This is a genomic window from Dactylosporangium fulvum (assembly GCF_025137375.1).
Classification (GTDB): Bacteria; Actinomycetota; Actinomycetes; order Mycobacteriales; family Micromonosporaceae; genus Dactylosporangium; species Dactylosporangium fulvum.
On record NZ_CP073720.1, the window covers coordinates 457,163 to 481,725 of the forward strand.

A 24,563-nucleotide genomic window follows, 5' to 3' on the forward strand; every position below is an offset into this window, starting at 1 on the left:
CCTGCGGTCACCATCGTCCCCGATGGCCGGCCTAGACTTCCCGGACCTCGTACCGCAAGGTTATAGGTTGTTTGATCTGACTAGTAGCTCACGGAGGCGGAGCGTGCGTGACATCGACTCACCGTCGGGCGATCGCTTGTACGACCGGGTGGTCGAGCACCTCGGCAAGGAGATCGTCACCGGCCGGATCCCGCCCGGCGCTGCGGTCTCGCCCGAGCGACTCGCCGACGAACTCCAGGTCTCCCGCCCCGTGCTGCGGGAGGCGTTCCGGACCCTCCAGTCCCAGGGCCTGCTCGTCGCCCGGCCCAAGGTCGGCACCCGGGTCGCCGACCCGGCCACCTGGAACTACCTCGACCCGAGGGTGATCGCCTGGCGGCTGGCCAGCAGCCTGCGCAACGAGCAGATGGCCGAGCTATACGCGATGCGCCTAGCGGTCGAGCCGCTGGCCGCGAAGCTGACCGCCGAACGGGCCACCCCGCACGACGTCGCCCGGCTCACCACCGCCATCGACGCCATGTACGTGGCCCTCGACGAACGGGACCTGCACAGCTTCACCGCCGCCGACATCGACTTCCACGTGGCGCTGCTGACCGTCTCCGGCAACAAGATGTTCGCCTGCCTCAGCGGCGTCATCACCACCGCAGTCCGGGCCCGCGAGACGCTGCTTTTCCCGCTGGTCGAGGCGACCCGCCGCGGCCTGCTCCTGCACCGCCAGCTCGTCCAGGCCATCATGACCGGCGACACCGACGTCGAGCATCTCTCCCGCCAGCTCATCATCGGCGCGCAGCACGAGGCCGAACGCGCGCTCGGCCCGTGGGGTGCCGGCACCGAACCCGCCGGAACCGACCTCCATGTCGCCCACTGAGCACACCCCCGGAGGCACGCCGCCGCCGACAACCACCCGGTACGACGCCATCTGCATCGGCGAATCGATGGCGCTGGTGGCGCCCGACCCGCCCGCCCCGCTGGCCCGCGGCGGGACGATGCGGCTCGACGTGGCCGGAGCGGAGTCCACCGTGGCCAGCTACCTGGCCCAACTGGGCGCCCGGGTCGCCTGGGTGAGCCGGGTCGGCGAAGACCCGCTCGGGCGGCTGCTACGCGACCGCACCGCAGCGCACGGGGTCGACGTGTCCCACGTGGACGTCGACCCGACCGCCCCGACCGGGGTCTTCTTCAAAGACCCGGGCGAGCACACCACCGTCCACTACTACCGGGCCGGCTCGGCGGCGTCCCGGCTCGGGCCGGAACTGTTCGCCCGCCCGGCCTTCGCCGGCTGCCGCGTGGTCCACCTCAGCGGGATCACCCCGGCGCTCTCCGCGAGCTGCGCCGCGCTGGTCGACACCGCGTTGACCGGCCGGCCACTGCCCGACGCGGTCTACAGCTTCGACGTCAACCACCGACCGGCGCTCTGGTCGGCCGGCGAAGCCGGTCCGGTCCTGGCCCGGCTGGCCGACCGCGCCGACGTCACCTTCGTCGGTCTGGACGAGGCGACACGGCTGTGGGGCACCCGGACCCCGGACGAGGTCCGCGCCCTGCTGCCCGGCCCACGGACCCTGGTCGTCAAGGACGGCGCGGTCGGCGTCACCTCGTACCGGGCCGGCCGGGTTACCTTCGCCCCAGCCGTCCCGGTCGACGTGGTCGAACCGGTCGGAGCGGGCGACGCGTACGCCGCCGGTTACCTCTACGGCCTGCTCACCGGGCTGACCGAGCCGGCCCGGCTCCGGCTCGGTCACCTGGTGGCCGGTGCCGCGCTGCGGATCCCCACGGACGTGGCCACCCTCACCGACACCGCCCGTCTGCTCCACCACGCACGCACCGGAGGCACCCCGTGACCGAAGCCCAGCCCGCCGCGCGGACCGCCCGAGAACCAGACGCGCCCGCCGACGGCTTCGACCGGATCGTCGGCGCGCACCGGATCATGGCCATCCTGCGCGGATACGGCCCGGCCGAGACGGCCGCACTCGCCCACCGCATCTGGGACGCCGGCATCGGCCTGCTCGAGGTGCCCATCGGCACACCCGACGCCCTGCCCGCGCTGCGCGCCGCGGTCGCGGCCGGCGCCGAACGCGGACGCCGGGTCGGGGCCGGCACCGTGCTCACCCCCGAGCAGGTACGCGCGGCCGCGACCGCTGGTGCGCAGTACACCGTCGCACCCGGCCTCGACCTGACCGTGCTCGCCGCCAGCCTCGCCGCCGGACTGCCGCACCTACCCGGGGTCGGTACGGCGAGCGAGGTCCAGCAGGTCCGGGCCGCCGGCTGCCGGTGGGTCAAAGCGTTCCCGGCCAGCGCCCTAGGCCCGTCCTGGGTCACCGGGATCGCCGGCCCGTTCCCGGACGTGGCCGTTGTCGCCACCGGCGGACTGCGGGTCGCCGACGCCGCCGCCTGGCTGTCCGCCGGGGCCCGGGTGGTCGCCCTCGGCGCGGCCCTGGCCGACCCGACCCAGGTAGCCCGGCTTTCCGAGCTGGTGCCGCAGGTTCGGTAGGGCGTCCGGTGCCGCCGAAGTTCGCCGCCTCGCGTGCGCGGTCACCTCGGCAGGGGATCAATGAGCCAGTCCAGGCTGAAATGGTCGAGCACCGCTTGCGCCACCCTGAAATTGCCGGCGCGCCGTGCGCAGGAACGGCCGTGGGTCACCTCGGCCACGGTCATGCGCTCGCATCGAGGGCATGTCGCCTGCCAGTGGATCCTTGCGACCAGCCGGGACACCGACCTTCCGCGTGCATGGGTGGCTGGTGCTCATTCCGCTCGAAGCTCCAGGACCACAGCCTGGGCCGGATCGAGCAATGGCGCGGCCAGCCCGATGGTGGACAACACAGATCCGGGAAGGCGGACCGATCCCCGTGCGAGCCAGGGGACGGGACGTGCAGGGTGACCAGTGGGCATACCGACCTCCGGGCAAACTCTGACGGTGTAGCGGAAGTCCGCATCCAGGCCCGGGAATCGGAGGCGGGCCGGGACGGAATCGGTTGAAGTGGTCAGCTGGACCAGGCTGAACACGGCGTGCCGTCGATCGGTCGCGACGACGCCGTGCAGCCAGGCGTTCGGATCCGGATGGTCGGCGTGAACGGTGCGTCCAGTGTGCAGCAGTGGCCTGAGTCGCTTGTGGAGACGGACCCAGGCGGCTATCTGGTCGAGCTCGGCGTCGGTGCACGCAGTGAGGTCCCATTCGATGCCCGCGTGCCCGAACAGCGCGGTCGCCAGCCGGAAGGCGAGTTCGGTGGTGCGTCCTGTGGTGTGGGCGGTGGCCGCGCCAACGTGGCCGCCGATCAGTTCGGGCGGTAGCAGCAGTCCCACCCAACGCTGGATCGCCTGCCGTTCCAGCGGGTCGATGGTGTCGGAGGCCCACACTCGGTCGGTGCGCGCAAGGATGCCGTAGTCGATCCGCGCGCCGCCGGAGGAGCACGACTCGATTTCCAACCTGGGATGCCGGTCCCGGAGTTCGTCCAGGAGCCGGTACACGGCCAGCGTCTGCACATGGACGCCAGCGGTCCCGGCGTGGACCGCCTCCAGCAGGTCGCGGTTGTGATCCCACTTCAAGTAGTCAAGTTCGTATTCGTCAACCAGCGCGTCCAGGCAGGCCAGGATGTGCGCGTACGCCTCGGGCCTGGCCAGGTCGAGCACCTGCTGCGAGCGGTGCGGAAGGGCGGCGCGGCCAGGTGCCGACAGCAGCCAGTCCGGATGGGCTCGAGCGAGGTCGGAGTCGATGCTCACCATTTCCGGCTCTACCCAAAGCCCCACCTGCATGCCCAGCGCCCTGGCTTGCTTCACCAGCGGGTGTAGCCCTTCAGGCCACACCGACCGGTCGACCGTCCAGTCGCCGAGACCGACCGTGTCGTCGCGGCGCCCGGCAAACCAGCCGTCGTCCAGGACGAGCCGTTCCACCCCGACGCGGGCCGCGCGCTTGGTGAGCTCGCTGAGCTTGTCAAGCTGATGGTCAAAATAGACCGCCTCCCATGTGTTGAGCAACACCGGCCTGGGAGTGCGGGGATGATTCAGCCGGCCGCGCAGGTGCTGGTGCAGGCGGTCGGCGAGGCCGTCGAGCCCTTCGCCCGACCAGGCGAAGTAGATCCATGGGCTCCGATACGACTCGGCGTGCGCCAACCTGATCTCGCCTGCGGCGAGCAGTTCCCCGGCACCAAGGACCGGGCCGTGCTCGGGCAACCGTTCGGTGTAGTGAACGTGGTTGCCGCTCCATCCGGCATGCACCGCCCAAACTTCGCCGTGGCCGAACCCGAAGCCGGACGCACCGGCCACCATGAGGCCGGTAGCGTCGTGGCCGGTGCGGCCGCGGCGCGACTCGCGGACAGCCAGTCCGTGTCGCAGGGGCCCGCGCTGGGGAGCACGTTCCCGAGACCAGCGCCCACTGAAGTCGAGCACCTCGGTCGCTTGGTCGCCGGCCGGGAGCAGACAGGCCACGGATTCAAGCGCAAACACCCCCGGGCCGTCGTTGACGATCTCATGGCGAATTCGAATGACACCGGACCTGTCCATCCGGACCTCGGTGCGGATCGATACGGCGGCCATCGCGTCGCGCGCCTCGATCCGCACGCCGCCGCCTTCGTCGTCGGTCTCGACGGTGACCGGCCGTACCAACTCCAGGCGCAGATGCGGGAAGCGGCCGTCCCGGTGCCCGGCGACACCTGGCCGCCCGACCCAGCCGTCGGACTGCTGAGGTATCAGGCTCAGCAGCACCGGAACCTCAACGGACGCCACCGGGCGCGGTGGCAAGCTGCCGAGGACCAGTTCGTCGAAGCTGTCCACGGCCCCCGGGTCGGCGCCCCAGTGCAGGACGCGGGGTACCCGGTGGCCGGTGACATCCAGCATCAGCGCTGTGCCTGCGGCGGCCAGCACGACGACGTCGGGCCCCTGGCACGAGGTGTCGCTACCGCCCCCTGCGGTCTGTCCTGCGGCCGTCATGGGCGCGGGGCCGCGGTCGAACGGCGGACGACGACCTCGGTGGGCAGCACGATCGGCGGCGGCGTCGCGCCCTGGATGATGCCCAACAGCGCCCTGACGGCCGCAGAGCCCATCGCCTGGGTGTCCTGCCGCACGGTAGTCAGCGGCGGCAGGATGAACGCGGCAAGGTCGATGTCGTCGAACCCGGTGACCGAAACGTCATCGGGCACCCGCAGGCCGTGCTCGTTCAACGCGCGCAGGATGCCGATCGCCATCATGTCGCTCTCGGCGATCACCGCCGTGAAGTCGCGCCGGGTCTCCAACAGGTCGACTGCGGCGCGATAGGCACCCTCGGTGGACCAGTCCGACTTGCGGGCGAGACCTGGGTCTTCGGGGACGCCGGCCACGGCGAGCGCCGCGCGGATCCCGGCCAGCCGATCCCGGCCGGCCGGGTCAGTCTCGGTGCCGGTGATCCGGGCGATCCGGCGGTGGCCCAGCCCCAGCAGGTGTTCGGTAATCTGTCGGGCCCCGTCGGCATTGTCCGATGCCACCCAGGTGGCGCGCAGCCCCGTGCCGACCGCGTCGACGAAGACCGTCGGCAGCCGGGACTCGACCAATGCCTGGATCCGTACGTCACCCGGCGGGCAGGCGACCATGATGGTGCCGGCCACCCGTCGGGAGCGCAGCAACCGGACGTAGCTGTCGCTGGCCGCACTGGTCGGGCGCGAGGGCACAAGCAGGTCGTAGCCGGCTTCGGCGGTGGCCGCCTCAATGTGGTGCAGGAGGTTGAGGTAGAAGTGATACTGCGGCCGGGCCAGCTCGGACAACGTCCACATGTCGTTGGCGAAGAACCCCAGAGCAATCACCTTCGACCGGGCGCCGGACAGGCTCTGCGCCGCCACGTCCGGCTGATACCCAAGGCTTGCTGCAGCAGCCTCCACGCGGATCCGGGTGGTGTCCCTGACCTTCGCCGTGCCCGAGAGGACGCGCGAAACCGTCGCCCGCGAGACTCCCGCGAGGCGTGCCACCTCTTCGCTCGTGGCCATCGCCCACCTTCCGATTCGGCTCGTCAACCGCCGCCCCTGGCAGACACGGCGAGCGCGCGTTCCGTCGTGTTCATGAACGCGCGTACATCAGGTCGGGCATCAGTATCAGGCCGTCGAGTGAGGCCAGTCAACAGTCGCGGACCGTTACCTATTCAACCCCTCTGGTGCTGCCGTACGCGCGGCGTAAGGTCCCCGCCGCTCAGCAATGTACGCGCGTTCACTGCGGGTCCCGGCCCTCACCCCGGCCTGTCCACAGTCGTAACAGGAGTGAGTCCCGATCATGGGGTGCACGGAGGTGAATCCTGTGGCGTTTTGGTGTTTGGCGTCACGATGAGAGCGTGGGCCCAACGTCAGGTGAGCTGCTGACCACTACTGAGACCGCGAAGCTGCTGCATTGTTCAAGGCAGCACGTCGTGGATCTGTGTGACAGCGGCAAGCTGGCGTTCGTTCGTGCCGGTACGCACCGGCGCATCCGCCGGGCAGAACACTCCGTTCGCCGGGGCTGTTGAGCGAACGAGAGCGGCTCAAGGTGCTGGCCGCGTTCGATGCCACCCACCCCCGCACCGCCGTGAGCGCATGAAGCGCGAGCAGTTGGAGCATGTGCTCCGGGCCGCGTCAGCGATTGCCGGTGATCCGGACATGCTGGTCATCGGCAGTCAGTCCATCCTCGGCGCGATTCCCGAGCATCTCTTGGCGGGTGCCGGCGAGGCGGATGAGTCAAGTACTGGCGTGTGCTTCGAGGCTCTCAGCGCACGCCGGATCACCACGACTGAGAAGCTTCAGAGGTTGCCGCGCAGCTCCGCCGCTTCTTGCAACGCATCAAGGTCGACCACCGTCACCGTGCGATAGCCGGTGATGATCGCCCCGTTGTGCCGGAAGTCCCGCAGCGCCTTCTGCACCGTCACCTCGGCCGCGCCGCATAGGCTCGCCAGCTCCGACTGTGTCAACTCGAACCCGATCTCCAGCCCTGTCGGCGTCCGACGCCCGTACGCCAGCGCCATCTTCACCAGCACCCGCGCGATCCGCACCTTAGCCGAGTAGGCGGTGAACTCGACCCGGAACTGGTTGGCCCACCGCAGACGATCGGCGACCATGCCGGCCAGCGCGAGGGCCGCACCAGGCTGGCGTTCAAGAAACGTGTGCAGCTGTTGCCGGTGAATCACGCTGTACACCGACGGGGTGCATGCCGCAACGGTGGCTGATCGGGGAAGGTCGTTGAGGGCGGACATCTCGCCGACGAGATCCCCACCGATGCGGATCGCCAGCAGCGACTCGGCGCCATCGCTGGTCAGCACGGTTACCTTCAAGATGCCGCTGTGTAGGAGCACCAGGTGACGCTCAAGCGCACCCTGATATATAGACACTCTGCCATATGGTGACTTCTTCCGGTGTCCCTATCGCGCCCCGAAGGCAAGCCCGAGACATAGCCAGCTGATTGAGCCCACGACGGTCACGGCCGCCCATGGCAGGCACGCCCGAATCGCTCGGTATTTCCGCATCGCGATGCCGGCCAGTGCCACTGCTGCCGCCCACGCTTCGTCACGCTGTTGCTCGACCGGGGTGGATTCGTGCGGTTGCCAGCGCGCGCCGAGGTCCGGCAGTGCGAACCGGTTGCCGGACAAACTTTCCGGCCCGGTCAGGCGCGGCACGAGACACCGGCCGAGATGCCATCCCGCGACCGCGACGCCTGCGACGATCGCCGACCCGAGGCCGATCATGCCGACGGTCGCTGTGATGCCGGCCTGCGCTGCGGCTGCTATGAGTCCGGGCTGGTTGGCCGCCAGGGCGGCCGCGCCGGCCAGCCCGGTTAGCAGCAGCGCCGCCTTCGTGTCGGCGTGCTGGATGGAGGTCTGCGCGGCAGCGCCTACCGACACGGCGATCCGTAGATCTTCCAACGGGTCCAACGGTTTGGGTGCTTCGCTCATGTGTTCATCGCAGCCCATGCCATCATGAGCGATTACGTCGCAAGACAGGTTTGCCACCTTCGGTCATGCCGTATTTGGACGGAATCTCCAACGCCGTTCATCGATATACAGGACGGGTCGCCGACGTCCGTTGTGCGACCGTCGAGTGGTGAAAAGAGGCGGCAATGCCCGAACCGGCCCATCCCAGACGTTGCATCGTTGTCGCGGTTGACATCGAGCGCTACAGCCCTCGGGACAATCTCCGGCAGTACCATGCTCAACAGCTGTTCCGGGACGTTATGGACGAGGCGGTTACGAGCATCGGGCTGGACCGTCGGAGCTGGACCACACAGCAGTCTGGCGACGGCGAGCTGGCGATTCTGCCGGCTGAGACGTCGGAGCTGACCGTCGTGGCGGACTTGGTTCCCGCACTGGATCGGATCCTGCGGGAGCACAATCACAGCTTGCTGCCCGAGGCGAAGGTCCGTCTTCGTGTCGCGATCCATCAGGGCCTGGTCCACCTCACGGGTGCCAACGGGTTCCCGGGTGAAGCCGTCGTCGAAGTGTGCCGGCTGCTCGACGCGGAGCCGCTCCGGCAGGCGTTGACGGCGTTCCCGCACGCCTCGGTCGCGCTCATCGTGTCGCGCAGCATCTTCCAGGATGTCGTCCGGCACGGGTACCGCGGGCTGCGCCCCCAACGGTTCGCGCAGGTCCAGGTGAAGGTGAAGCAGTTGGCGGCGGACGCCTGGATCTTCGTGCCGGACGAGGACGTGAGTACGGTGGCCTGGGAGCAGCCGCTCGCGGCGAAGCCGCACTCGCCGGCCGCGGAGCCGAGCACAGGGACAGCGACGTATCAGATCAGCGGCGTGACCACCCACGGCCCTGCGGTGTTCGGCCCCGGCGGTACGGCGATCGGCACGGTAAACGGTCCGTGGAATGGGACGGTCGACCGATGACCACCATCGAGGAGCCGAAACCGCGACCCGAGTTGAAGTTGGATACCCCGGAGGACGACGAGGGCACTACCGACGACGTGCGTTCTTTGCCCGCACACATGATTCGCTCCTACGGCATCCTGGACTCGGAGTTCCTCGGACCGTCGGCGTTCGGACCCGGCTCTACGTCGATCGGTGCGATCCTGAACGTCGGCGCCGGTCCGGGAAGGCGACGGTCCGTCAACCAGCCACTGGATGGCGCCTTTGTGCGGGAATGCGTTCACACCTACGCCGCCACGGCGACACCGGACCGCCTGGTCGAACGGCTCACCCGGCGACCGGTCGCCTATCTCAGCGGGCCGCCGGGCAGCGGACGGGTAACGGCCGCGCTAGTCGGGCTGGCCCGCATGCACGCGCCGGATCGAATCGCGCAGCTGCATCTCGTCGGTGACGACCCGATCCATGCGTACTTCTCCGATCCGGACCTCCTTCGACCGGGCCACGGACACATCGTGGAGTTGGCTCGTACCGTCGAGCCGGAGTCGTCGGAGTTGGCTCAGCTGTCCGCACTCGCCCGAGCGGCGCACGCTTCGGTCGTGTTCGTCGGCTCCGACGCCGGGAACCGTCAACTCGTCGAGTACCACGTCGAGCATGACCGCCCTGATCCAAGCGCTGTCTTCCTCGTGCGGCTGGAGCGGCGGCTCGGCGATCGAGGTCGCTGCATCGGCGCCTGCCCGGCCTGTGAGGGCGAGTGCGTGCGTGCGTACGTCGAGCGCTGCCGCACCAAGTACATGCAGTACCTGTCGGTGAACACCATGACCGACGCCGTACGATTCGCGGCGGACTTCGCCGAACACCGGCCGGATGGCAGAGCAGCGGTCGACCTGCTGGCCGATCGTGCCGCGCTGCGTGCCAAGGCCGTGGAACTACTTGAAGCGGCGCAGCCACAAGACGGTGTGGGTCGTGACGGGCTCCGTGTCCGCCGCCTCTCGCAGCATCGTCGCGCCGCACGTCTGGCGTTCGCCGTGTTTCATGGGTACCCGTTGACCAGGGTGTTCGAGGCGACCGGCGCGTTGATCCAGCGGCTCAACGAAGCCGCCGGACGACCCACGACCGACCGCACGGTCCTCGAACACAAGCCTTCGGGTGCCGCACTGGCGGGTCTTGGTCGTCGCCGATTGCCGCCGGATGCCGGTGCAACCCAAGACCCAGCTGGCCGCCACCATTGGCGGCCTCGTACAGGCCGGGCTGTAGGCGCTCCACTCGTCCGCGGACGACGTTCGTCTTCTGGATTGGTCTGCTTCGAGGAACGGACGTCGAGGGCCAGTCCCTTGTTGATCGGGATTGACCGGCTGCGAAATGGCTCCTGGCTTGCCAACGCGTGGCTATCGGGGTCGTTGTGGAGTTCGACCACCAGTCCGTTGCGAGGCTCCAACGAGCCGCTCTGACCCGTTCCCGGGATTGCATAGACGCCGGCGCCGAGCCGAAGCGCAGAGTCCACCGCTCGACGATGCCCATGTGTGTCGTGCGTGTCGAGACGGTGCCGATGACCGACCACGAACTCGGCAACGCCGCTGAGGCGCTTGCCGTCCTGCTCCGCAACTTTTTGAAGGAACATCCTGAGCTATGTGAAATGACGTCCCAACACCCCCGCTCGGCACCAAGATGACCCGGCTGCCGCGACGGCTGTGGCCATCCACACCGCTTGTGACGGCAATGCTCAGGGCGAGCGTCGGCGCGTCTTCTGTCGAGGCTACCCTCTCGGGTGCGGAAGTCGGGGCTTGAGATCGGGGCAGTCGGCCAGGTTCGCGGCGACGTCGGGAACGCAGTACGCGGGAAGCCCGACGAGCAGGTTGTGTTCGTAACGGAGAACGGCGAAGCGGCCGAAGTCTCGACGTTCGGCGGGTGCGCCGAAGTGGGTCTCGGCCGCCGCCGTGCTGTTGAACGCCAGGTCGACGATGATGAACCGGGCGTCGTGCTGGGCGGGGTCGTACCATTCGGCATGCGACTCCCACCGGTACGCGAAGATGCGGCTGGTGCCGGCGACCACCGGTGCCACGCGTACTCGCCTGGCGGTGTGCACGGTGGTGATGTTCGCCGCCCAATAGTCGCCCAGGCCATATGACTCGCCCTGTGCCATCAGCCAGTCGCCGGCCCGGGCAGCCTCGTGCGGTACCGGCCGGGCAGCCGCGACGCGCACTACGAGGCCTGCGGCGAACAACGACAGGACGACGCACAGTGCGGCGACCGGACGCGATGTGGGTGGCCGGGTAGGGGTTCCACGGCCGAACGTCAGCAACGCGGGACCGAGAGTCCGGCCGACGAGAGCAGCGGCGAACGGAAGCACGACCGCGATCTGCCGGGCCGAGGCGAGGTCGTACGGTATCGTCGACAGCACGAACGCGGCAAGGTTCGTCACGATGGCGACGGTCAGCACGTCGGCCACCCGATCGCCGTCGACGGCGGTGCGCCGCCTGAGGAACCGCACGCCGCCGACTACTACCGCGACGGCTGCCGAGCCGACGCCGAGCAGGTTGAGAAGCCGCAGCCCGAGGTCGACCTCGCCCGCCGCATCCGGCAGGTAGACGCCGAAGTCGATGGCAAGCCCGTCGCGCAGGAGATGGGCGTTGAACGGCAGCCTTTCGTGTGAAACGAACTCGGCAGTGGCCGGGTGCGTGGAGAACCCGCCCGCCCGCCAAACCGCCACCTGGACGGTGTGGGCGACCAATGCCGATATCAGAGCGGCCCCGAGTAAGAAGGCATTGCCGCTGCGCTCCCCTTTTCCGTCCCGCCACATCCGCCATCCGCTGACGACGACCAGCGGCACGACGCCGACGAACAGTGCGAGCGGATCACCGATTTGCGCCCACGCCAGCAAGGCCATGAGCCCCAGCGCCAGCCGCCAGCCGGCGGTTCGGGTGCCGCCTGTCGTGGCCCGGTCAAGTACCAGCCAGGTGACCAGCAGCGGCACCGCTGTTCCGGTGTGGTCCGGCGAGGCCAGCAGAATCTGGTAGCCGTACCCGGACGCGGGGACCAGGATGACGGCCACCGCCACGCCTGTCCGGACCAACGCTTCGATACCTACGGCGCGACCGCGGGCGACCGCGGCGACGAGGAGGACCAAGAGGGTGTAGGTCAGCGCGGACGCAACGTGCTGCACATCGACACGCAGGCCGAACATCAACTCGAGGATGGCGTACTGGAGCAGCTCCGTCGTGTAGAAGGACACATCAGTCACCGTCCATCCACGCAGCAGAACGTTGCCGTGCAGCATGTCCCACGCCTGTAGTGCGTTGCTGGAACCGTCGGCGTCGGCCGGAAGACTCCGCGACATTTGCAGGTATGCGGAGCCGAGCAACCCAGCGGCAGCAGCCACTCCCAGCCACTGGGTCGCTCGCTGGAGCTTCACGGAACGGCCTGCGGTGGATCGACGACGCGGGTAAGAGCTCGACCGCAACACCGTCAAACGCGTGCCGCCTTGTGCCATTGCGTGCCACCATCCACATCAGCCGCCGGTGTTAGGCGTCCCGTTCGTTCCCGGGCTTCGTTCGTATTCGGAGTTGATCTATTGCGAGAAGCGGACATCGAGGGTCAGGCTCGAGATCGCCCGACTGCGGAGCGGTTCCTGACTTGCCAACGCGTGGCCGTCGGGGTCGTCGTGGAGTTCGACCGCCAGGCCGTTGCCCGGCACGTCGACCCGGGTCGCGATGTATCCGGGTTTGCCGCCCAGTAAACGATCGACCATTCCCCGCACCTCTTGAAGGTCGCCGAGGCTCCAGCGAGCCGCTCTGACCTCGATCCGGTCAGGATCGAAGAAATGGCTGACCGCGGCGCGGACGCTGCCGGTGTCTTTCGACAGGACAGCGACGACGCCTCGTTCCTGGTCAAGGAAGCAACCGGCATACCAGTGCCGCCATCAGGTCCAATCGCTGGTCGGGGTCGTCCTGCGGGCCCGGCTGGTCCGGGACCTGCAATGGCTCGGCGGAAGCTTGTTCGCGTGAGGACGTTCCACCAGCCGGCTGAAGGGCTGCTCCCACCAGGCCCGGCGGCGCCGCGCGCTGAGGTAGGTATTGATCAGGGTCCGTTGCACATAGTTGTCGATCCCCTCGGACCGCTGCAGACGCGACCACACCACGACCGTCTTCGCCAACGTGGTCTGCACCAGGTCTTCGGCCCGGCCGGCATCCCCGCAGAGCAGGAAGGCCTCATGAAGCAAACGACCGTAGCTAGCCCTGACGAAGGCTGTCACCCCCTCGTCGTCCTGCCTGTCCATGCGACCTCACCATCCTCGCCGACATCCTCATAGCAACTACCTACGCAGTGACCGCATTGAAACGTTGCCGCCAGAAAGAAGTTTCTCGTCCAATGTGCCGAGCACGTCGCGGATCCGGCGGCAGCAACACGGGACGACTGCCGCGTTTCGAACACCGATCGCGGCGGCGAACCGCCCGGTCCAGTCGGGTCGCGACTCGAGCCGGCGTTCTCCGCGAACCAGGCCGTCAGTTGACGCTTCCGCCCCGAGCTGTACCTCTTCCCGTAGAGCCCGGCGGCCACGGCGCGGTGGACCTCAGACGTGAGCGGCGACCCGCAAGAGCAGCCGCCGCTCACGAAGACGTCGATCAGCTGCCTGCCGAGACGACCTTCGTCAGCCGCAGCGGCCGGTAGCCGTCGGTGTCGAGCTGGGCGAGTTCACCGTCGATGTCGACCGAGTGGGTGCCGTAGAAGTCCACGTTCTCGTGGTGGGTCGGCCAGATGTGCGCCAGGATCTCGTCGTCGAACTGCCGGTCGGCCCGGCGCAGGGCGGCCACGCCGAGACCGTGGTACTCCGCCGACCAGCAGACGATCCCGTTGGTCGCCAGGGTCAGGCACCACATCTGCTCGGTCTGCTGCTCGTGGTGCCGGCGCCGCAGCGCTCCCTCCCCGGCGTATGCGAGGGAGCGGCGCAGGCGTGCAGGTTCTCACCCTTGTTCAGCTGCCGGGCGATGCGCCGCCGGTACGTCTCGTCGGCCAGGTAACGGGCGGCGTAGACGGTGCGGCGCAGCGCCCCGTACTGCCGCCACCGCATCGTCTGTGCCGACGGTCGCGGAGACGCGCCGATCGAGGACTGGAACCCTGAGGACGGTCCCGGCGCGACGCCGTTCGACATCGAGGCGGTCAACCATAGGCTGGCAGGACGGCTCGGCCTGTCGAACGCATAGACTGTCACCGCTGGAAGCGGACGGCATGCACGACGGCCTGTGTCAGAAACTCAGACAGCGCCGATGCGACGGGCGACGTCCGAACGCCGGCCAGAGTGCCGCGGGTGTCTGCCGTCATCAGGGCCTGGTGTGCGCTCTCAATGAAGGTGATCCGGCCGGAACTCGCTGACCTGCGAGGATCAGATTCGGTGAGAAGGAGCGCGGCTCGCCGTGTCTCTTCGAATCTGATCCGGCTGTGGGATTCGGGCCGTTGAGGTGTCGTCGGCGCGGAGCGCGGCGTAGATGCTTCGGTCGGGCTCGCTGCTGTTTTTGCCACCGCCATCGAGGAAGGTCGTCGGCTCCTGTCCAGCGGAAGAGCGGGTGTTGCGGGCGTAGAAGTTGTCCCGGGCTGGGGTGGTGGAGGTGGTGTGCCGCGCTCAGGAAGAGCAACATCGGTGTCGGGTCGCCGGGGTTGCCTCGCGGGGTGAGCAGTAGTTGCGGGATGCGGGCGAACATGGTGGCGAGGGCGATGGTTTCTGGGTAGCGGATGACCTGGTCGTCGGCTTGGGGCAGCAGGTCGCTGCGTTCACGCCATCGGATGACGATGGGGTCTGGCTCGCCTCGGCGATGCTGCCACGTCCGCCAGCCGCTGATGATCTGGCTGGCCGTAGTGAGGGCGGGGCCGACGGTGTCGGGCCGTCGCCGTCGCAGCGTGCGTGTCCAATCCAGTTGAAGCCTGCGAATGGTTGGCGCACCGACCTGCGGTTCGTAGGGTGGTTCTGACCGGTCGGGCTGGGATCTGGTCAGACTTACTTTGCGGATTCCGTGGATCTTGGTGTTTGGTCGGCCGTTGAGATCGAGGCGAGTTCCCGGACTACGGCGAGCAGATCCCACCGGGCGCCGTGGAGTTCATGGCCGATCTGGTCAAGGTTGATCAGTCCGACCTACCTCGTCGTCGGCGGCGTGGCCGCCGGTCCGGTCTGGGCTGGCGAGCAGGGCGGCTGCGGTTGCCGCGACGGCGACGAACGGCCAGAATTCGAGGTATGCGACGGTTCGACGGGCGGGTGGCGTTGGTGACGGGGGCGGCGCGCGGTATCGGCCGGGCGGTCGCCGCCCGTCTCGCGGCCGAGGGCGCCGCCGTGACCCTCACCGACATCGACGAAGGCGCGGTCACCGCGGCGGCCGATCACCTGGCCGGGACCGGCGCCGACGCGGTGGCGCAGGTCTGCGACGTCACCGACCGCACCGCGGTCGACGCCGCGGTGGCGGCGGTCGTGCACCGACACGGCCGGTTGGACGTGCTGGTGAACAACGTCGGCGTGTCCCTGGGGACACCGTTCGAAGAGATCGACGAGGCGGCATGGCGCGACCAGAGCGAGCCGACGCTGCACGGCGCCGTCCGGTGCATCCAGGCCGCCCTGCCACACCTGCTCACCTCACCGGTCGGCGGCAGCGTGGTGACGATAGGGTCGGTGAACGGCCTGGCAGCCTTCGGTGACCTGGTGTACTCCGCCGCGAAGGCCGGCCTGCAAAGCTTCAACCAGAACCTCGCCGTGCTGTACTCGCCTCGCAAGCTGGCGCGCCAGGGCTCGTCATCGCGCGGTGTGCGGTTCAACCTCGTCGCACCGGGCACCATTCGAACGCCCGCCTGGACGGAGGCCGGCCCCGAGAAACTGGCCATCCTCGAGCGGCTGGCCCGACGGTACCCGGCCGGCCGGGTCGGCGAGCCGGAAGACGTCGCAGCCGCGGTAGCATTCCTCGCCTCCGATGACGCGTCCTGGATCACCGGTGTCATCCTGCCGGTCGACGGTGGCGCGTTGACCGGCCCACTCAGCCTGGACAACACCGACTGAGGTTGTACCGGGCCAACCATCGGACTGCTTCATTCGAGCTTCACGGCCCAGTACTCCCGCTATCTCGGCGTGGGAGTTGATCAGAACTTATCTTGCGGACCCGGTGGATCCAGGTGGTCTGAGCCTGCGGTCACCAGACGGCCTCGCCACCGAACGTTCGCCATCAGCACCGCATCAGGCTCGTGCACCAGCCGGTACTCCCAGCCGGTACTCCCAGCCCACCTGCGCGCAGGCCCGACCGGTCACCGCGAACACGGCGGCGTCCTTCGGCCGTACCCGCCCGGCCGGGCGCACGTCGACCACCACGGCAGTGCCATCAGCCAGCCGCGCGAAGAAGTCCGGCGCATGCGAACGCCGCCGGCCCGCGTCGTCGTCCCACATCAGCCAGAACGGCTGCGACGAGATCGCCACCACCACCGGGTCAAAGTCCAGCAACGTCAGGTGATCGCGCTCCAGTCACGACTCGAACCCCACGTGACCGCCGGTCGTGGCCGACCACCACAGCCCGGTGTTGTTGCACTGCCCCCGATACACCGGAAACGACCGCACCGGCGGCACCGACTCGAACGCCACCGCGGCCACCGCCGCCAGGCCGTCGCGCTGCTCCCGCCCGTCCACGCCCACGTACCCGACCGCGAAACCCGACAACGACACCGGTGCCGAACCTCGCACCGCTACCAGACCGCCCAACCCGCCTCCCAGGCCCAAGAACCGGCACAGGGTATCGGCAGCTGGTTGTGACGGAGTAAATCGGCTCCACTAGGACGGCCATAACTGGCCCCACCACGACCTGCCTGCCACCACCACCCGTGACTGAACGTAGTCTCTACTTCGCCCGACGCGCGGCGGTTGGTGGCTGGCCGCGCGTTGTCTGCGGTATGTCCGGACACCCGATCGAGGTGGTCTGGGGGATCAGCGTGCCAGAGTTTCGGTGCGGTGCGGTGTCATCAGCCACAACGGAACACCGCCGCGGCCTGAGACGAGGTGAAGCCTTCACGTGGACTACGACATCGAATCCCTCGCCGGCGAGTTGAGCGCGATCCGTGTGCCGTGCGGCGATCGAGGCATACCTTCGCAGCTCGTGCGCGGGCACGCGCGTCGGCGCGGAACACTCCGCGTTACGGCGCAACAGAACCTCTTCGGCGACCCGGAAGCGCAATGCCACGATCGGATGGCCGTAATGTCGAGCCCAAGCGATCATCCTGCTCCGAGCATGCGGCATCACATGCGGAGCGTCGGCCACGACCGGGAGCCCGGCGCTCAGTCGAGTCGCCGCCGCCTCGGCGACCCTGCGTGGCGCGGCCGTGGCAGGGTTCCGACCATCACAACAACGGTTCCTCCGAGACGAGACCGGCTTCGGCGCACAACTTCAGCACCTCGCGGACCGTGGCCACCATCGCATCGACGGTGCGCTGCTCATCAGCGGTGCCCTTGGCGGCCTGGGCGGCCTTCGTCTGCTCGAGAAGCCGCTTGCCGACCGCGGCCAGCGCGTTGTTGCGCGACCCCGCCGCCATTTCCGCTTTGGTGATCACCTCTTCCGGGTCACGCATCTTCTTTCCCGCGAAGTAGATTCCCCTACAGGCCGCGCCGGCCACGAAGTCGTCCTGCATCGCCATACCGGCCGCCGACGGGCTACTTGAGACGCCGGATGGGCTGCTCGAGGCGGCCGGCTGGGTCTGGGACTGGGCCGATTCCGCCGTCGGCTCCGCGGTTGGGGGCAGGATCCGTTGCGCAGCCGCCGACGGCCAGCAGGGCAGCGACCGCAATGCCGAGAACACGCACTCTCATGATCGATGAGGATGCCACATCGGCGCCGGCGGCATGTCCCTTGAATGCTGTGTGGCGTCGAGGGCTGGCGCCGGTGCGCGCATTGTTCGGCTCCTGAGTCGCGCAGATCTGGCCCGCCCGGATCACCGTCGCCACGCACACGTTTACTGCTTGGGGAGCAAGCCGCGAGCGGCAAGATCACGTGCACGGTCATCGGCCATGAGTGCGCGCTGGCCACCTGGCCGGGCACCCTCTACGCAACGTGACCGCGGCGAGAGTGGGTTCGATCATGCTGGGGCCAAATATGGCCGTCCCGATGGGGCCGGTCTTGTCCGTCACGGCCAGGCAGCCCTCGACCTACCCCCGGCCGGGGCGGATCAGAACCAATGAGGCAGATCAGGTAGGGATCAGGTCTGGTGAGAAGAGATCAGCTCCACTGAGAACCGACACCTGGGTCGGTAGCGCACTTCCTGCGGCGTGTCGCGCTCGGCTCACTGCTCTTGTGCCGCACCGGTTGCAGTTCGGGTGCAGACCCGTGCCATCGGCCCGCGTTGTCCGGCGCCAGTGTCCATATGGAGACAGCGGCCGTCATGGTCGACTCGGGATGGGGGCTGCGAGAACGATGGCTGGTGTTGCGGGCGGCGTCGAGAGTGGTGGCCGTGGTTGGCCGTTGGCCAATGTCGGCATGGGCATCAAGATAGGATTGATCGTCGTGGTCCTCGCGGTGTCGGCTGTCGCCGTTGGCATCGTCGCTGTGACCCGCCTGGCCAATGTGTACGCTCAAGGCGAGCTGATCGCCAGCGACAGCCTGCGCGCGACTACGGACCTGGGTCGGCTGCGGGACCTGGCGCAGCAGGCCCGGATCCTCTCCCGGGACGCGGTCATCGCTCCGGACTCCGCCGCGGTTCGTGAAGTCAAGTCGAAGATTCAGAGTAATGACGGCGAGTTCGACGAGGCCCTTGCCCGATACCGCGGCGAGGCCGCTGACCCGGCGGCGGTCCAGCGGTTCGAGGAGCAGTGGGCGCAGTATCGCCAGCTCCGCGACACCAGGCTGCTGCCGGCGGCCGAGGCCAACGACTTCCGCGCGGCCGCCACCGTCATGAACACCCAGACGGCACCCATCACCGCGAAGGCGTTCACCGAGCTCGACGCGGCCAACGTCGCTGAGCAGGCAGACGCCGACGCTATCGTGGCCTCCGCGCACGACGCCTACCGCACCGCTCGCACCCTGATCCTTGTCGTGCTTGGGGCCGGGCTGCTGGCTGCCCTCGCCTTGGCCTGGTACGTCACCCAGCTGGTCCTGCGGCCACTGCGCATTGTCTCGAGGGTCCTGGACGCGGTCGCCGAGGGAAACCTGACCGAGGTCGCCGCGGTCGGCAGCCGCGACGAGATCGGACGGATGGCCCACGCGCTGGACCGCGCCAATGATCGGACCCGGCAGGTCGTGCGGGCCTTCACCGAAACCGCGCACACGCTCGCGTCCAGCGCCGAGGAGCTGTCGGCAACCAGCGGGCAGATCGCCGGCGCCGCTGACGAGGCTTCCGGGCAGGCCGGCGTGGTCTCCACCGCCGCCGAGCAGGTCTCGGCCAACGTGCAGACCGTGGCCGCGAGCTCGGAACAGATGACCGCCTCGATCGCCGAGATCGCCCGCAATGCCGCAGACGCGGCGAAGGTCGCCAACCAGGCCGTCGACACCGCACAGGCCGCCACGACGACCGTGGCGAAGCTGGGCGAGTCGTCCCAGGAGGTCGGCAACGTCATCAAGGTGATCACCTCTATCGCGGAGCAGACCAACCTGCTCGCGCTCAACGCCACGATCGAGGCCGCCCGGGCCGGCGATGCCGGCAAGGGGTTCGCGGTCGTGGCGAACGAGGTCAAGGACCTGGCCCAGGAAACGGCGAAGGCCACCGACGAGATCGGGCAACGGATCGTGGCGATCCAGGACGACGTGCATCAGGCCGTCTCGGCCATCGCCCAGATCAGTGAGGTGATCGCGCGGATCGACCAGTTCCAGACCACCATCGCCGCCGCGGTGGAGCAGCAAACTGCCACCACCCAGGAGATCGGCCGCAACATCGCCGAAGCGGCCTCAGGCTCGGGAGAGATCGCCCGCAACATCCTTGGCGTGGCCTCCGCCTCGCAGACCACCACCCACAGCGTCACCCAGTCCCAGACCGCCACCGCCGACGTGGCCCGCATGGCCACCGAACTGCAACGGCTGGCCACCCAGTTCCGGGTGTAGCGCGGCGCTGATCCGCCTTGAACATGGTGCTGGGTTGCTCAAGGCGTCGGCCTGAGTAGGCCGTCGGCCGGGGACAGGCCGGCGCAGCGGAGTCCGGACAGCCTGGTCGAGGCCCGCGCGACTCAGCTCAACACCCACGCCCGCCCATGGCCGTGTGGGGACGGCCACCACCACCGACCCGCTGCTTTGATCGGTCGATCAGCCGTTGTGGCGGGTCGGGGCGCGGTCTCGTTCAGGTCGGCGGAGACAGCGATGGCATCACCCCGAAACATGGCGCGCCTCGCTGCTTCCTGGCTTATCGCTGGGCTGCGGCGTCCACGGCTTGTCTGCGACGGTGCCCCGACCGGCCATGATGGCGACGATGACCTGGCCGGCTGCGGCGACGCACATCACCAGCAGAGGCGCCTGCCAACTGGAGCTGACGGTGTGCAGCAGTCCGAACAGGACCGGCCCGGCCGCCGCCAGGAGGTAGCCGATCGACTGGGCCATGGCCGACAGTGCACCCGCACCGGGGGCGTCCTGGGCGCGCAGGCCGAGGAACGCCAGGGCCAGCACCAGGCAGGCTCCGCCACCCAGACCGAGGACGACCGCCCAGAGCAGTGCCCAGCCTGGTGCGGCGAGGAGTCCGAGATAGCCGGCGAGGAGGACCGCCGAGCTTATGGCGGCGAGGGCACGCTGGTCCGCCGTGCGCCGCATGGCGGCCGGGACGGCGAGGCTGGTCAGCACAGCCACCGCCTGGAACAGGAACAGCAGCCACCCCGCGGCGGCCGAGGTGATGCCGCCGGTGTCCTGCAGAATCTGCGGCAGCCACGTGATGACGACGTAGAAGCCCAATGACTGCAGTCCCATGAAGGCGGTGACCGCCCAGGCGAGTCCCGACGTCCAGGGCAGTCGGATGCTGCGCGTCACGTCCGAGACCGGCCGGGTGGCCCACATCTGCGGCAGCCACAGCACGATGCCCACGACGGCGAGCAGCAGCCAGCAGCCGATCGCGATGTGCCACCCGCCGGGAGCGACCTGGCTGAGGGGAACGGCGATGCCGGAGGCGACGGCGGCGACTCCGCCCATCACCGTCGCGTAGGCGGCGGTCAGCACTCCGACACGGGTGGGAAAGTCGCGCTTGATCAGGCTCGGCAGCAGTACATTGCCGACCGCGATGCCCGCCCCGATCAGGATGGTGCCCGCGAACAGACCGAGCGCCGTCGGCACCCACCGCAACGCGATCCCGGCCGCCAGCACCACCAGGGCGCCGGCGAGCACCCGTTCGGGGGTCCGCCGTGCCGTCAGTCGCGGCACCATCGGAGACAGCGCCGCGAACGCCAGCAACGGCAGCGTGGTGGCCAGTCCCGCCGCCGCCGGCGACAGGTCCAAGTCGGCCTGTATCTGATCCAGCACCGGCCCCACCCCGGTCAGCGGTGCTCGAAGGTTCGCCGCCACCACCAGCAACGCCCACACCAGCAGCGCTCGACCCGAATGTGTCGACGCGACACTCTGGCGGTTCATGGCCGCCTCCTTCCGAACCGGATGCACACCGGCACTGATAGTTGGACCAGAGTCAAACTATCAGAAGTTGGATTGTCGCCCAACAATCCAACTAGCGGTACGCTGTGGTGAGGAAGGGAGACGCTCGGATGAAGCAGCCATGGCAGCCGGCGACAGGTGACCTGCGCCTGGTCGACGTTCTCGCCGCCCTGGCCGACCCCACACGCCTAGCGCTCGTGGCCAGACTCGCCGACCTCGGCAGCCAGAACTGCACCGCGATCAACAACGACGTCGACGTCCACAAGACCACGATGTCCCATCACTACCGCGTGCTCCGCGAAGCAGGTCTGACCGAAACGACCGTTCGAGGACGAGAACGCTGGATCGACCTACGCCGCGCCGACCTCGACGAACGCTTCCCCGGCCTGATCGACGCGATACTGACATCCCTCGAAACACCACCCCTGACCGGGCAGCCGCAGCCGTTAGGGTCGTGAACGAAGACGAGCCGCTGCCCAAATTCGGTGAACAGGATCGCCGACCCCTTGTTGACCGGGTGCGCGTACCCGCGGATGACTACGCCGGAAGGTCGAACGGGTGGGCGCGTGCCAGCCAACCGCGCGGGTCGCGGGTGTGGATCGGGTATCCGAAGAACAGTTCGGCGTGTCCGGAGGGGATGCTGTCCTCGGCCCAGAACTCGCCGCATCGCGAGCACCGGAAGACGGCCAGCCAGCGGTCGATGTCGACCGCTTCGGAGACGAGCAGCGGCCGGATCGCGGTCCAGTGCCCGGCCAGCGCGACCGCGGCCTGCTGTGTCGGCGGTGCGACGAACCAGTCGTGGCCGCACGCGCAGCGGGTCAGGCCGGGCAGGTAGCCGTGCCGGCGCGCCCACCGCAGCAGCTGCCAGGTCTTGCGCCGCGACTTCCAGCCGCGCTCACCCCGGTGATGCCCGCCGTAGCGGTCGGCGAGCGCGACGGCGTCGACGTCGGGATGCACCAGGGCGCAGGCGAGCGCGTCGTGCGCGTGGTACGAGCCGTCGTAGTGGCTACGGTATCGACCGTAGGCATGTTCAGCGGCGCGCAGTACCACGCCGGCCGGGTACTCCCGCCAGCGCGCCAGGGCCAGCCGGGCCAGCTTCGCCCTCGTCGACGGGAACAGCCCTGGCCACACCGGATCGCCCGGTTCGCCGTGGGCTTCGGCGTGCACGGTGGCCAGCAGATGCGGTGGGATCGGCGGGATCGGGCGTTCAGGAGGGAAACTGCCGTCGAGGTAGTCGATGACGGCCACATCGGAATCGGCCGGCGAGGGCTGCGGTGCAAAGACCGGTGCGCGCCGTGCCTGTGCGAGCTGGTCCCAGCCCTCGCCAGCCGACGCCGCACCACGCTCGCCGAGCACCGATCGCGCCCGCTGCCGGTCCGCGTCGTCGGGGGAGTCGAGCCAAGGCACCATCGCCGCCGCCAGCCGAGAGCCGCCGCCGAGGTACTCGAGGGTACGCGCGGCCCGCCGACGAATCGGTGGATGCTCGTCGAACAGAGCGATGAACAGGCCTTCGACGATGCCGGACCGTCGGGCGGAATCGGCCCGCCAGCCCATGCCGTTGAGCCCGAGGACGATCGCGTGCCGCGTGTGGCGGTCACCGTCGCGCAGCCTGGCCAGCAGGTACGCGACGGCGCCGTCACCATGCTCGGTCAGCCGGGTGATCGCGTCGTGGCGCCGGCCGAGCCCTCTGTCGAGATCTCGGACCAGCTTGTCAAGCTCCTGGTTGTTCAGTTCGGTGGCACCCCCGCGGCCTCGGCGACGCTGGCGACGGGCGTGACCCGATGCTCCAGCAGCCGTGCGAGGCGGGCCTCGAAGGCCGGCAGATCACTCACGCGGACAATGTAGACCGCCGCCGCCCGCGATGTCGTAACGACCGGTCGGCCGCCGGCCCACCACTCGGCCATTATCGATTCGCCCGGGGGAACGGTCGCACGGCTTGGCGAAGGGCGTCGGTGTGGGCAGCAACCGGCGGCCTGGGCAGCCGATCGAGAGCCGGCACAGCTGCCGGATTCACTGGAGCGTGTTCACGGGCGCGGGAAACGTGGTGGCGCGGGGGAGCTCTGCGGCTCACCATCGCCTGGTGACCAGTTTTTGCAGCAACCCCGTGAGCAACGCAGCGTGACGAGCCAGGCCGGTGTTCGGCACTCGCAAGTAGCCGAGTTGAGTCCGTCCGCTCACCATGCAGGAAGTGAAGACCCGTCATTCCAGGCCGAAGTCGGCGGGCCGTTCGGCAGCCTTGACTCTGAACGCAGTCTCTAGGGCCTCGTCTTGGGGGCCGAGGAGGGCATCCAGATCATCTTGCCTGGACTCGGCATGGTCACCGTCCAAGTCATGCTCAATGAGGTCTGCTACGAGCTCGGCGAGTTCCGGCAATCCGAAGTACCGCATCGCATCCCTGGCTCGTTCCAGACGGAAGGGCTCGTTCACCTCGACAGCGAAGCCCAAGCCACCACCCATCGCCGAGTTGTAGACACGCAGCAAGTACGAAAGCTGCACGATGCCTTGTGGAGTGCCCTCGGGGGCTTCGCCATCTGCGCCGTATTCAGCGGCACGGTTCCAGATGATGTCTAGTTCATCCAGGCCGGCGCGCCTCCACACCTCCTCCACCTCACCCACGGCGCACCCGAGTCCGACGCGAGCGGCTTGTGCCATGAGTTCGAGGTCGGATCACAAACGCAGGGTATCGGGCGGGCAGCCCCTGCCGGTCGGCGCACGTCAACCAGGGTCAGGTGCACGGATCTGCTGCCGACCGCGCGACCAGCCGGTCGGCGCTCGTCACAGCCGGTGACCAACACTCCTGGCGGAGTGTACGGATTCGTAGCGGACGAATGGGTCCGGCTCAACGCGTCGGACGGGCAGCCTGTCGTTGAGGAAGCGGGCAACCACGGATACGTTGGGATTCCGTCGCGATGCCGGCGACCTTGTTTGGTGCGGGGCAGCGGATCCGCTGCGCCGCTGGTGCTGCCCGTGCGGTCAGCCGATGGTCGTCCCGGCTGAGCAACGGCGCGGGGTTGGTGTCGGCGCCGACCCATTCGGCGCGTCGTCGTTGATCCATCCTCCATCGCGGCCAGGGCACCAACGCAGGCTGCCCCGGATCCGGGGCGGTGCCTTATGCCCGCCGACGCCCCGACGATCCTGGCCTGCTCGATGGGCTTTGACCACTCCGGCCGCAACCCGATCGACTGGCGGCCCGGCCCGGTGTTGCCGAGGCGTTCCACCTTGCCG

The 24,563-nt window shown here is 68.8% G+C and carries 25 protein-coding genes and 1 pseudogene; 10 read left to right on the top strand and 16 right to left on the bottom strand.

Features of this window, described 5'->3' with window-relative positions:
* Positions 1–103 precede the first annotated feature (103 nt).
* The 3 genes from Dfulv_RS02090 to Dfulv_RS02100 are packed head-to-tail and all read left to right on the top strand — an operon-like array spanning position 104 to position 2,482.
* Entirely contained in the window at positions 104–865 is a 762-nt protein-coding gene (locus Dfulv_RS02090; RefSeq protein WP_259860902.1) for a FadR/GntR family transcriptional regulator, read from the top strand.
* Complete coding sequence (locus tag Dfulv_RS02095; protein WP_259860903.1) at positions 852–1,832, top strand: sugar kinase; 981 nt, start codon at positions 852–854, stop codon at positions 1,830–1,832. The genes Dfulv_RS02090 and Dfulv_RS02095 overlap by 14 nt, the downstream gene beginning before the upstream one ends.
* Positions 1,829–2,482 carry a bifunctional 4-hydroxy-2-oxoglutarate aldolase/2-dehydro-3-deoxy-phosphogluconate aldolase gene (locus Dfulv_RS02100; RefSeq protein WP_259860904.1) on the top strand — a complete coding sequence of 218 codons (654 nt, stop codon included), beginning with the start codon at positions 1,829–1,831 and terminating at the stop codon, positions 2,480–2,482. The genes Dfulv_RS02095 and Dfulv_RS02100 overlap by 4 nt, the downstream gene beginning before the upstream one ends.
* A 41-nt stretch (positions 2,483–2,523) precedes the next feature.
* On the opposite strand, the gene Dfulv_RS02105 is transcribed toward Dfulv_RS02100, so the two are convergent.
* The 3 genes from Dfulv_RS02105 to Dfulv_RS02115 form a co-directional block, all read right to left on the bottom strand.
* Positions 2,524–2,646 (bottom strand): hypothetical protein, encoded by a 123-nt coding sequence (locus Dfulv_RS02105; protein WP_259860905.1) that lies wholly within the window; start codon positions 2,644–2,646, stop codon positions 2,524–2,526.
* 87 nt (positions 2,647–2,733) lie between these two features.
* The gene (locus Dfulv_RS02110) at positions 2,734–4,821 is read right to left on the bottom strand and encodes an alpha-galactosidase (RefSeq protein WP_259860906.1); all 2,088 of its coding nucleotides are present in this window, start codon (positions 4,819–4,821) and stop codon (positions 2,734–2,736) included.
* Between the two features lie 89 nt (positions 4,822–4,910).
* The gene (locus Dfulv_RS02115; protein ID WP_259860907.1) at positions 4,911–5,939 is read right to left on the bottom strand and encodes a LacI family DNA-binding transcriptional regulator; all 1,029 of its coding nucleotides are present in this window, start codon (positions 5,937–5,939) and stop codon (positions 4,911–4,913) included.
* 413 nt (positions 5,940–6,352) lie between these two features.
* Between Dfulv_RS02115 and Dfulv_RS02120 the strand changes: the two genes are divergently transcribed.
* On the top strand, positions 6,353–6,448 hold the full coding sequence (locus tag Dfulv_RS02120; protein WP_259867334.1) for a hypothetical protein: 96 nt from the start codon (positions 6,353–6,355) through the stop codon (positions 6,446–6,448).
* Between the two features lie 270 nt (positions 6,449–6,718).
* Here the strand turns inward: Dfulv_RS02120 and Dfulv_RS02125 are convergent, their stop codons facing one another.
* Entirely contained in the window at positions 6,719–7,303 is a 585-nt protein-coding gene (locus tag Dfulv_RS02125) for a Crp/Fnr family transcriptional regulator (RefSeq protein WP_319805750.1), read from the bottom strand.
* Between the two features lie 30 nt (positions 7,304–7,333).
* Complete coding sequence (locus Dfulv_RS02130; RefSeq protein ID WP_259860909.1) at positions 7,334–7,864, bottom strand: hypothetical protein; 531 nt, start codon at positions 7,862–7,864, stop codon at positions 7,334–7,336.
* 389 nt (positions 7,865–8,253) lie between these two features.
* On the opposite strand from Dfulv_RS02130, the gene Dfulv_RS02135 reads away from it, so the two are divergent.
* Positions 8,254–8,799, top strand: a complete 546-nt coding sequence (locus Dfulv_RS02135; RefSeq protein ID WP_259860910.1) for a hypothetical protein — start codon at positions 8,254–8,256, stop codon at positions 8,797–8,799.
* The gene (locus tag Dfulv_RS02140; RefSeq protein WP_259860911.1) at positions 8,796–10,226 is read left to right on the top strand and encodes a hypothetical protein; all 1,431 of its coding nucleotides are present in this window, start codon (positions 8,796–8,798) and stop codon (positions 10,224–10,226) included. The genes Dfulv_RS02135 and Dfulv_RS02140 overlap by 4 nt, the downstream gene beginning before the upstream one ends.
* 305 nt (positions 10,227–10,531) lie before the next feature.
* Here Dfulv_RS02140 and Dfulv_RS02145 read toward each other — a convergent pair whose 3' ends face one another.
* The 4 genes and pseudogenes from Dfulv_RS02145 to Dfulv_RS02160 all read right to left on the bottom strand — a co-directional run.
* Positions 10,532–12,016 (bottom strand): hypothetical protein, encoded by a 1,485-nt coding sequence (locus Dfulv_RS02145; RefSeq protein ID WP_259860912.1) that lies wholly within the window; start codon positions 12,014–12,016, stop codon positions 10,532–10,534.
* A 327-nt stretch (positions 12,017–12,343) separates the two neighbouring features.
* Positions 12,344–12,523, bottom strand: a complete 180-nt coding sequence (locus tag Dfulv_RS02150; RefSeq protein WP_259860913.1) for a hypothetical protein — start codon at positions 12,521–12,523, stop codon at positions 12,344–12,346.
* A gap of 171 nt (positions 12,524–12,694) precedes the next feature.
* Entirely contained in the window at positions 12,695–13,051 is a 357-nt protein-coding gene (locus Dfulv_RS02155; RefSeq protein WP_259860914.1) for a sigma factor, read from the bottom strand.
* Positions 13,052–13,397: 346 nt separating this feature from the next.
* Positions 13,398–13,831, bottom strand: a pseudogene (locus tag Dfulv_RS02160) (Tn3 family transposase); the annotation flags it as partial.
* Between the two features lie 1,167 nt (positions 13,832–14,998).
* Between Dfulv_RS02160 and Dfulv_RS02170 the strand changes: the two are divergent.
* Entirely contained in the window at positions 14,999–15,808 is an 810-nt protein-coding gene (locus Dfulv_RS02170) for an SDR family NAD(P)-dependent oxidoreductase (RefSeq protein WP_259860916.1), read from the top strand.
* 174 nt (positions 15,809–15,982) lie between these two features.
* On the opposite strand, the gene Dfulv_RS02175 is transcribed toward Dfulv_RS02170, so the two are convergent.
* The 4 genes from Dfulv_RS02175 to Dfulv_RS02185 form a co-directional block, all read right to left on the bottom strand.
* Positions 15,983–16,225: a TnsA endonuclease N-terminal domain-containing protein gene (locus Dfulv_RS02175; protein ID WP_259860917.1), complete on the bottom strand. Its 243-nt coding sequence runs from the start codon at positions 16,223–16,225 to the stop codon at positions 15,983–15,985.
* Positions 16,226–16,264: 39 nt separating this feature from the next.
* Complete coding sequence (locus Dfulv_RS02180; RefSeq protein ID WP_259860918.1) at positions 16,265–16,462, bottom strand: hypothetical protein; 198 nt, start codon at positions 16,460–16,462, stop codon at positions 16,265–16,267.
* Positions 16,463–16,634: 172 nt separating this feature from the next.
* Positions 16,635–17,072 (bottom strand): AAA family ATPase, encoded by a 438-nt coding sequence (locus Dfulv_RS48725; RefSeq protein WP_406567988.1) that lies wholly within the window; start codon positions 17,070–17,072, stop codon positions 16,635–16,637.
* A gap of 58 nt (positions 17,073–17,130) precedes the next feature.
* Positions 17,131–17,418, bottom strand: a complete 288-nt coding sequence (locus Dfulv_RS02185) for a hypothetical protein (RefSeq protein WP_259860919.1) — start codon at positions 17,416–17,418, stop codon at positions 17,131–17,133.
* Between the two features lie 461 nt (positions 17,419–17,879).
* On the opposite strand from Dfulv_RS02185, the gene Dfulv_RS02190 reads away from it, so the two are divergent.
* A complete protein-coding gene (locus Dfulv_RS02190) occupies positions 17,880–19,817 on the top strand; it encodes a methyl-accepting chemotaxis protein (RefSeq protein WP_259860920.1) in 1,938 nt (645 codons plus the stop codon).
* A gap of 258 nt (positions 19,818–20,075) precedes the next feature.
* Here Dfulv_RS02190 and Dfulv_RS02195 read toward each other — a convergent pair whose 3' ends face one another.
* The gene (locus Dfulv_RS02195) at positions 20,076–21,320 is read right to left on the bottom strand and encodes an MFS transporter (RefSeq protein WP_259860921.1); all 1,245 of its coding nucleotides are present in this window, start codon (positions 21,318–21,320) and stop codon (positions 20,076–20,078) included.
* 128 nt (positions 21,321–21,448) lie between these two features.
* Here Dfulv_RS02195 and Dfulv_RS02200 point away from each other — a divergent pair, with 128 nt between their 5' ends.
* The gene (locus Dfulv_RS02200) at positions 21,449–21,796 is read left to right on the top strand and encodes an ArsR/SmtB family transcription factor (RefSeq protein ID WP_259860922.1); all 348 of its coding nucleotides are present in this window, start codon (positions 21,449–21,451) and stop codon (positions 21,794–21,796) included.
* Between the two features lie 79 nt (positions 21,797–21,875).
* Here Dfulv_RS02200 and Dfulv_RS02205 read toward each other — a convergent pair whose 3' ends face one another.
* Complete coding sequence (locus tag Dfulv_RS02205) at positions 21,876–22,748, bottom strand: hypothetical protein (protein WP_259860923.1); 873 nt, start codon at positions 22,746–22,748, stop codon at positions 21,876–21,878.
* Between the two features lie 69 nt (positions 22,749–22,817).
* On the opposite strand from Dfulv_RS02205, the gene Dfulv_RS02210 reads away from it, so the two are divergent.
* Entirely contained in the window at positions 22,818–23,183 is a 366-nt protein-coding gene (locus Dfulv_RS02210; protein WP_259860924.1) for a hypothetical protein, read from the top strand.
* Positions 23,184–23,537: 354 nt separating this feature from the next.
* On the opposite strand, the gene Dfulv_RS02215 is transcribed toward Dfulv_RS02210, so the two are convergent.
* Positions 23,538–23,954, bottom strand: coding sequence for a hypothetical protein (locus tag Dfulv_RS02215; protein WP_259860925.1), 417 nt, complete (start codon positions 23,952–23,954; stop codon positions 23,538–23,540).
* Between the last annotated feature and the right edge of the window lie 609 nt (positions 23,955–24,563).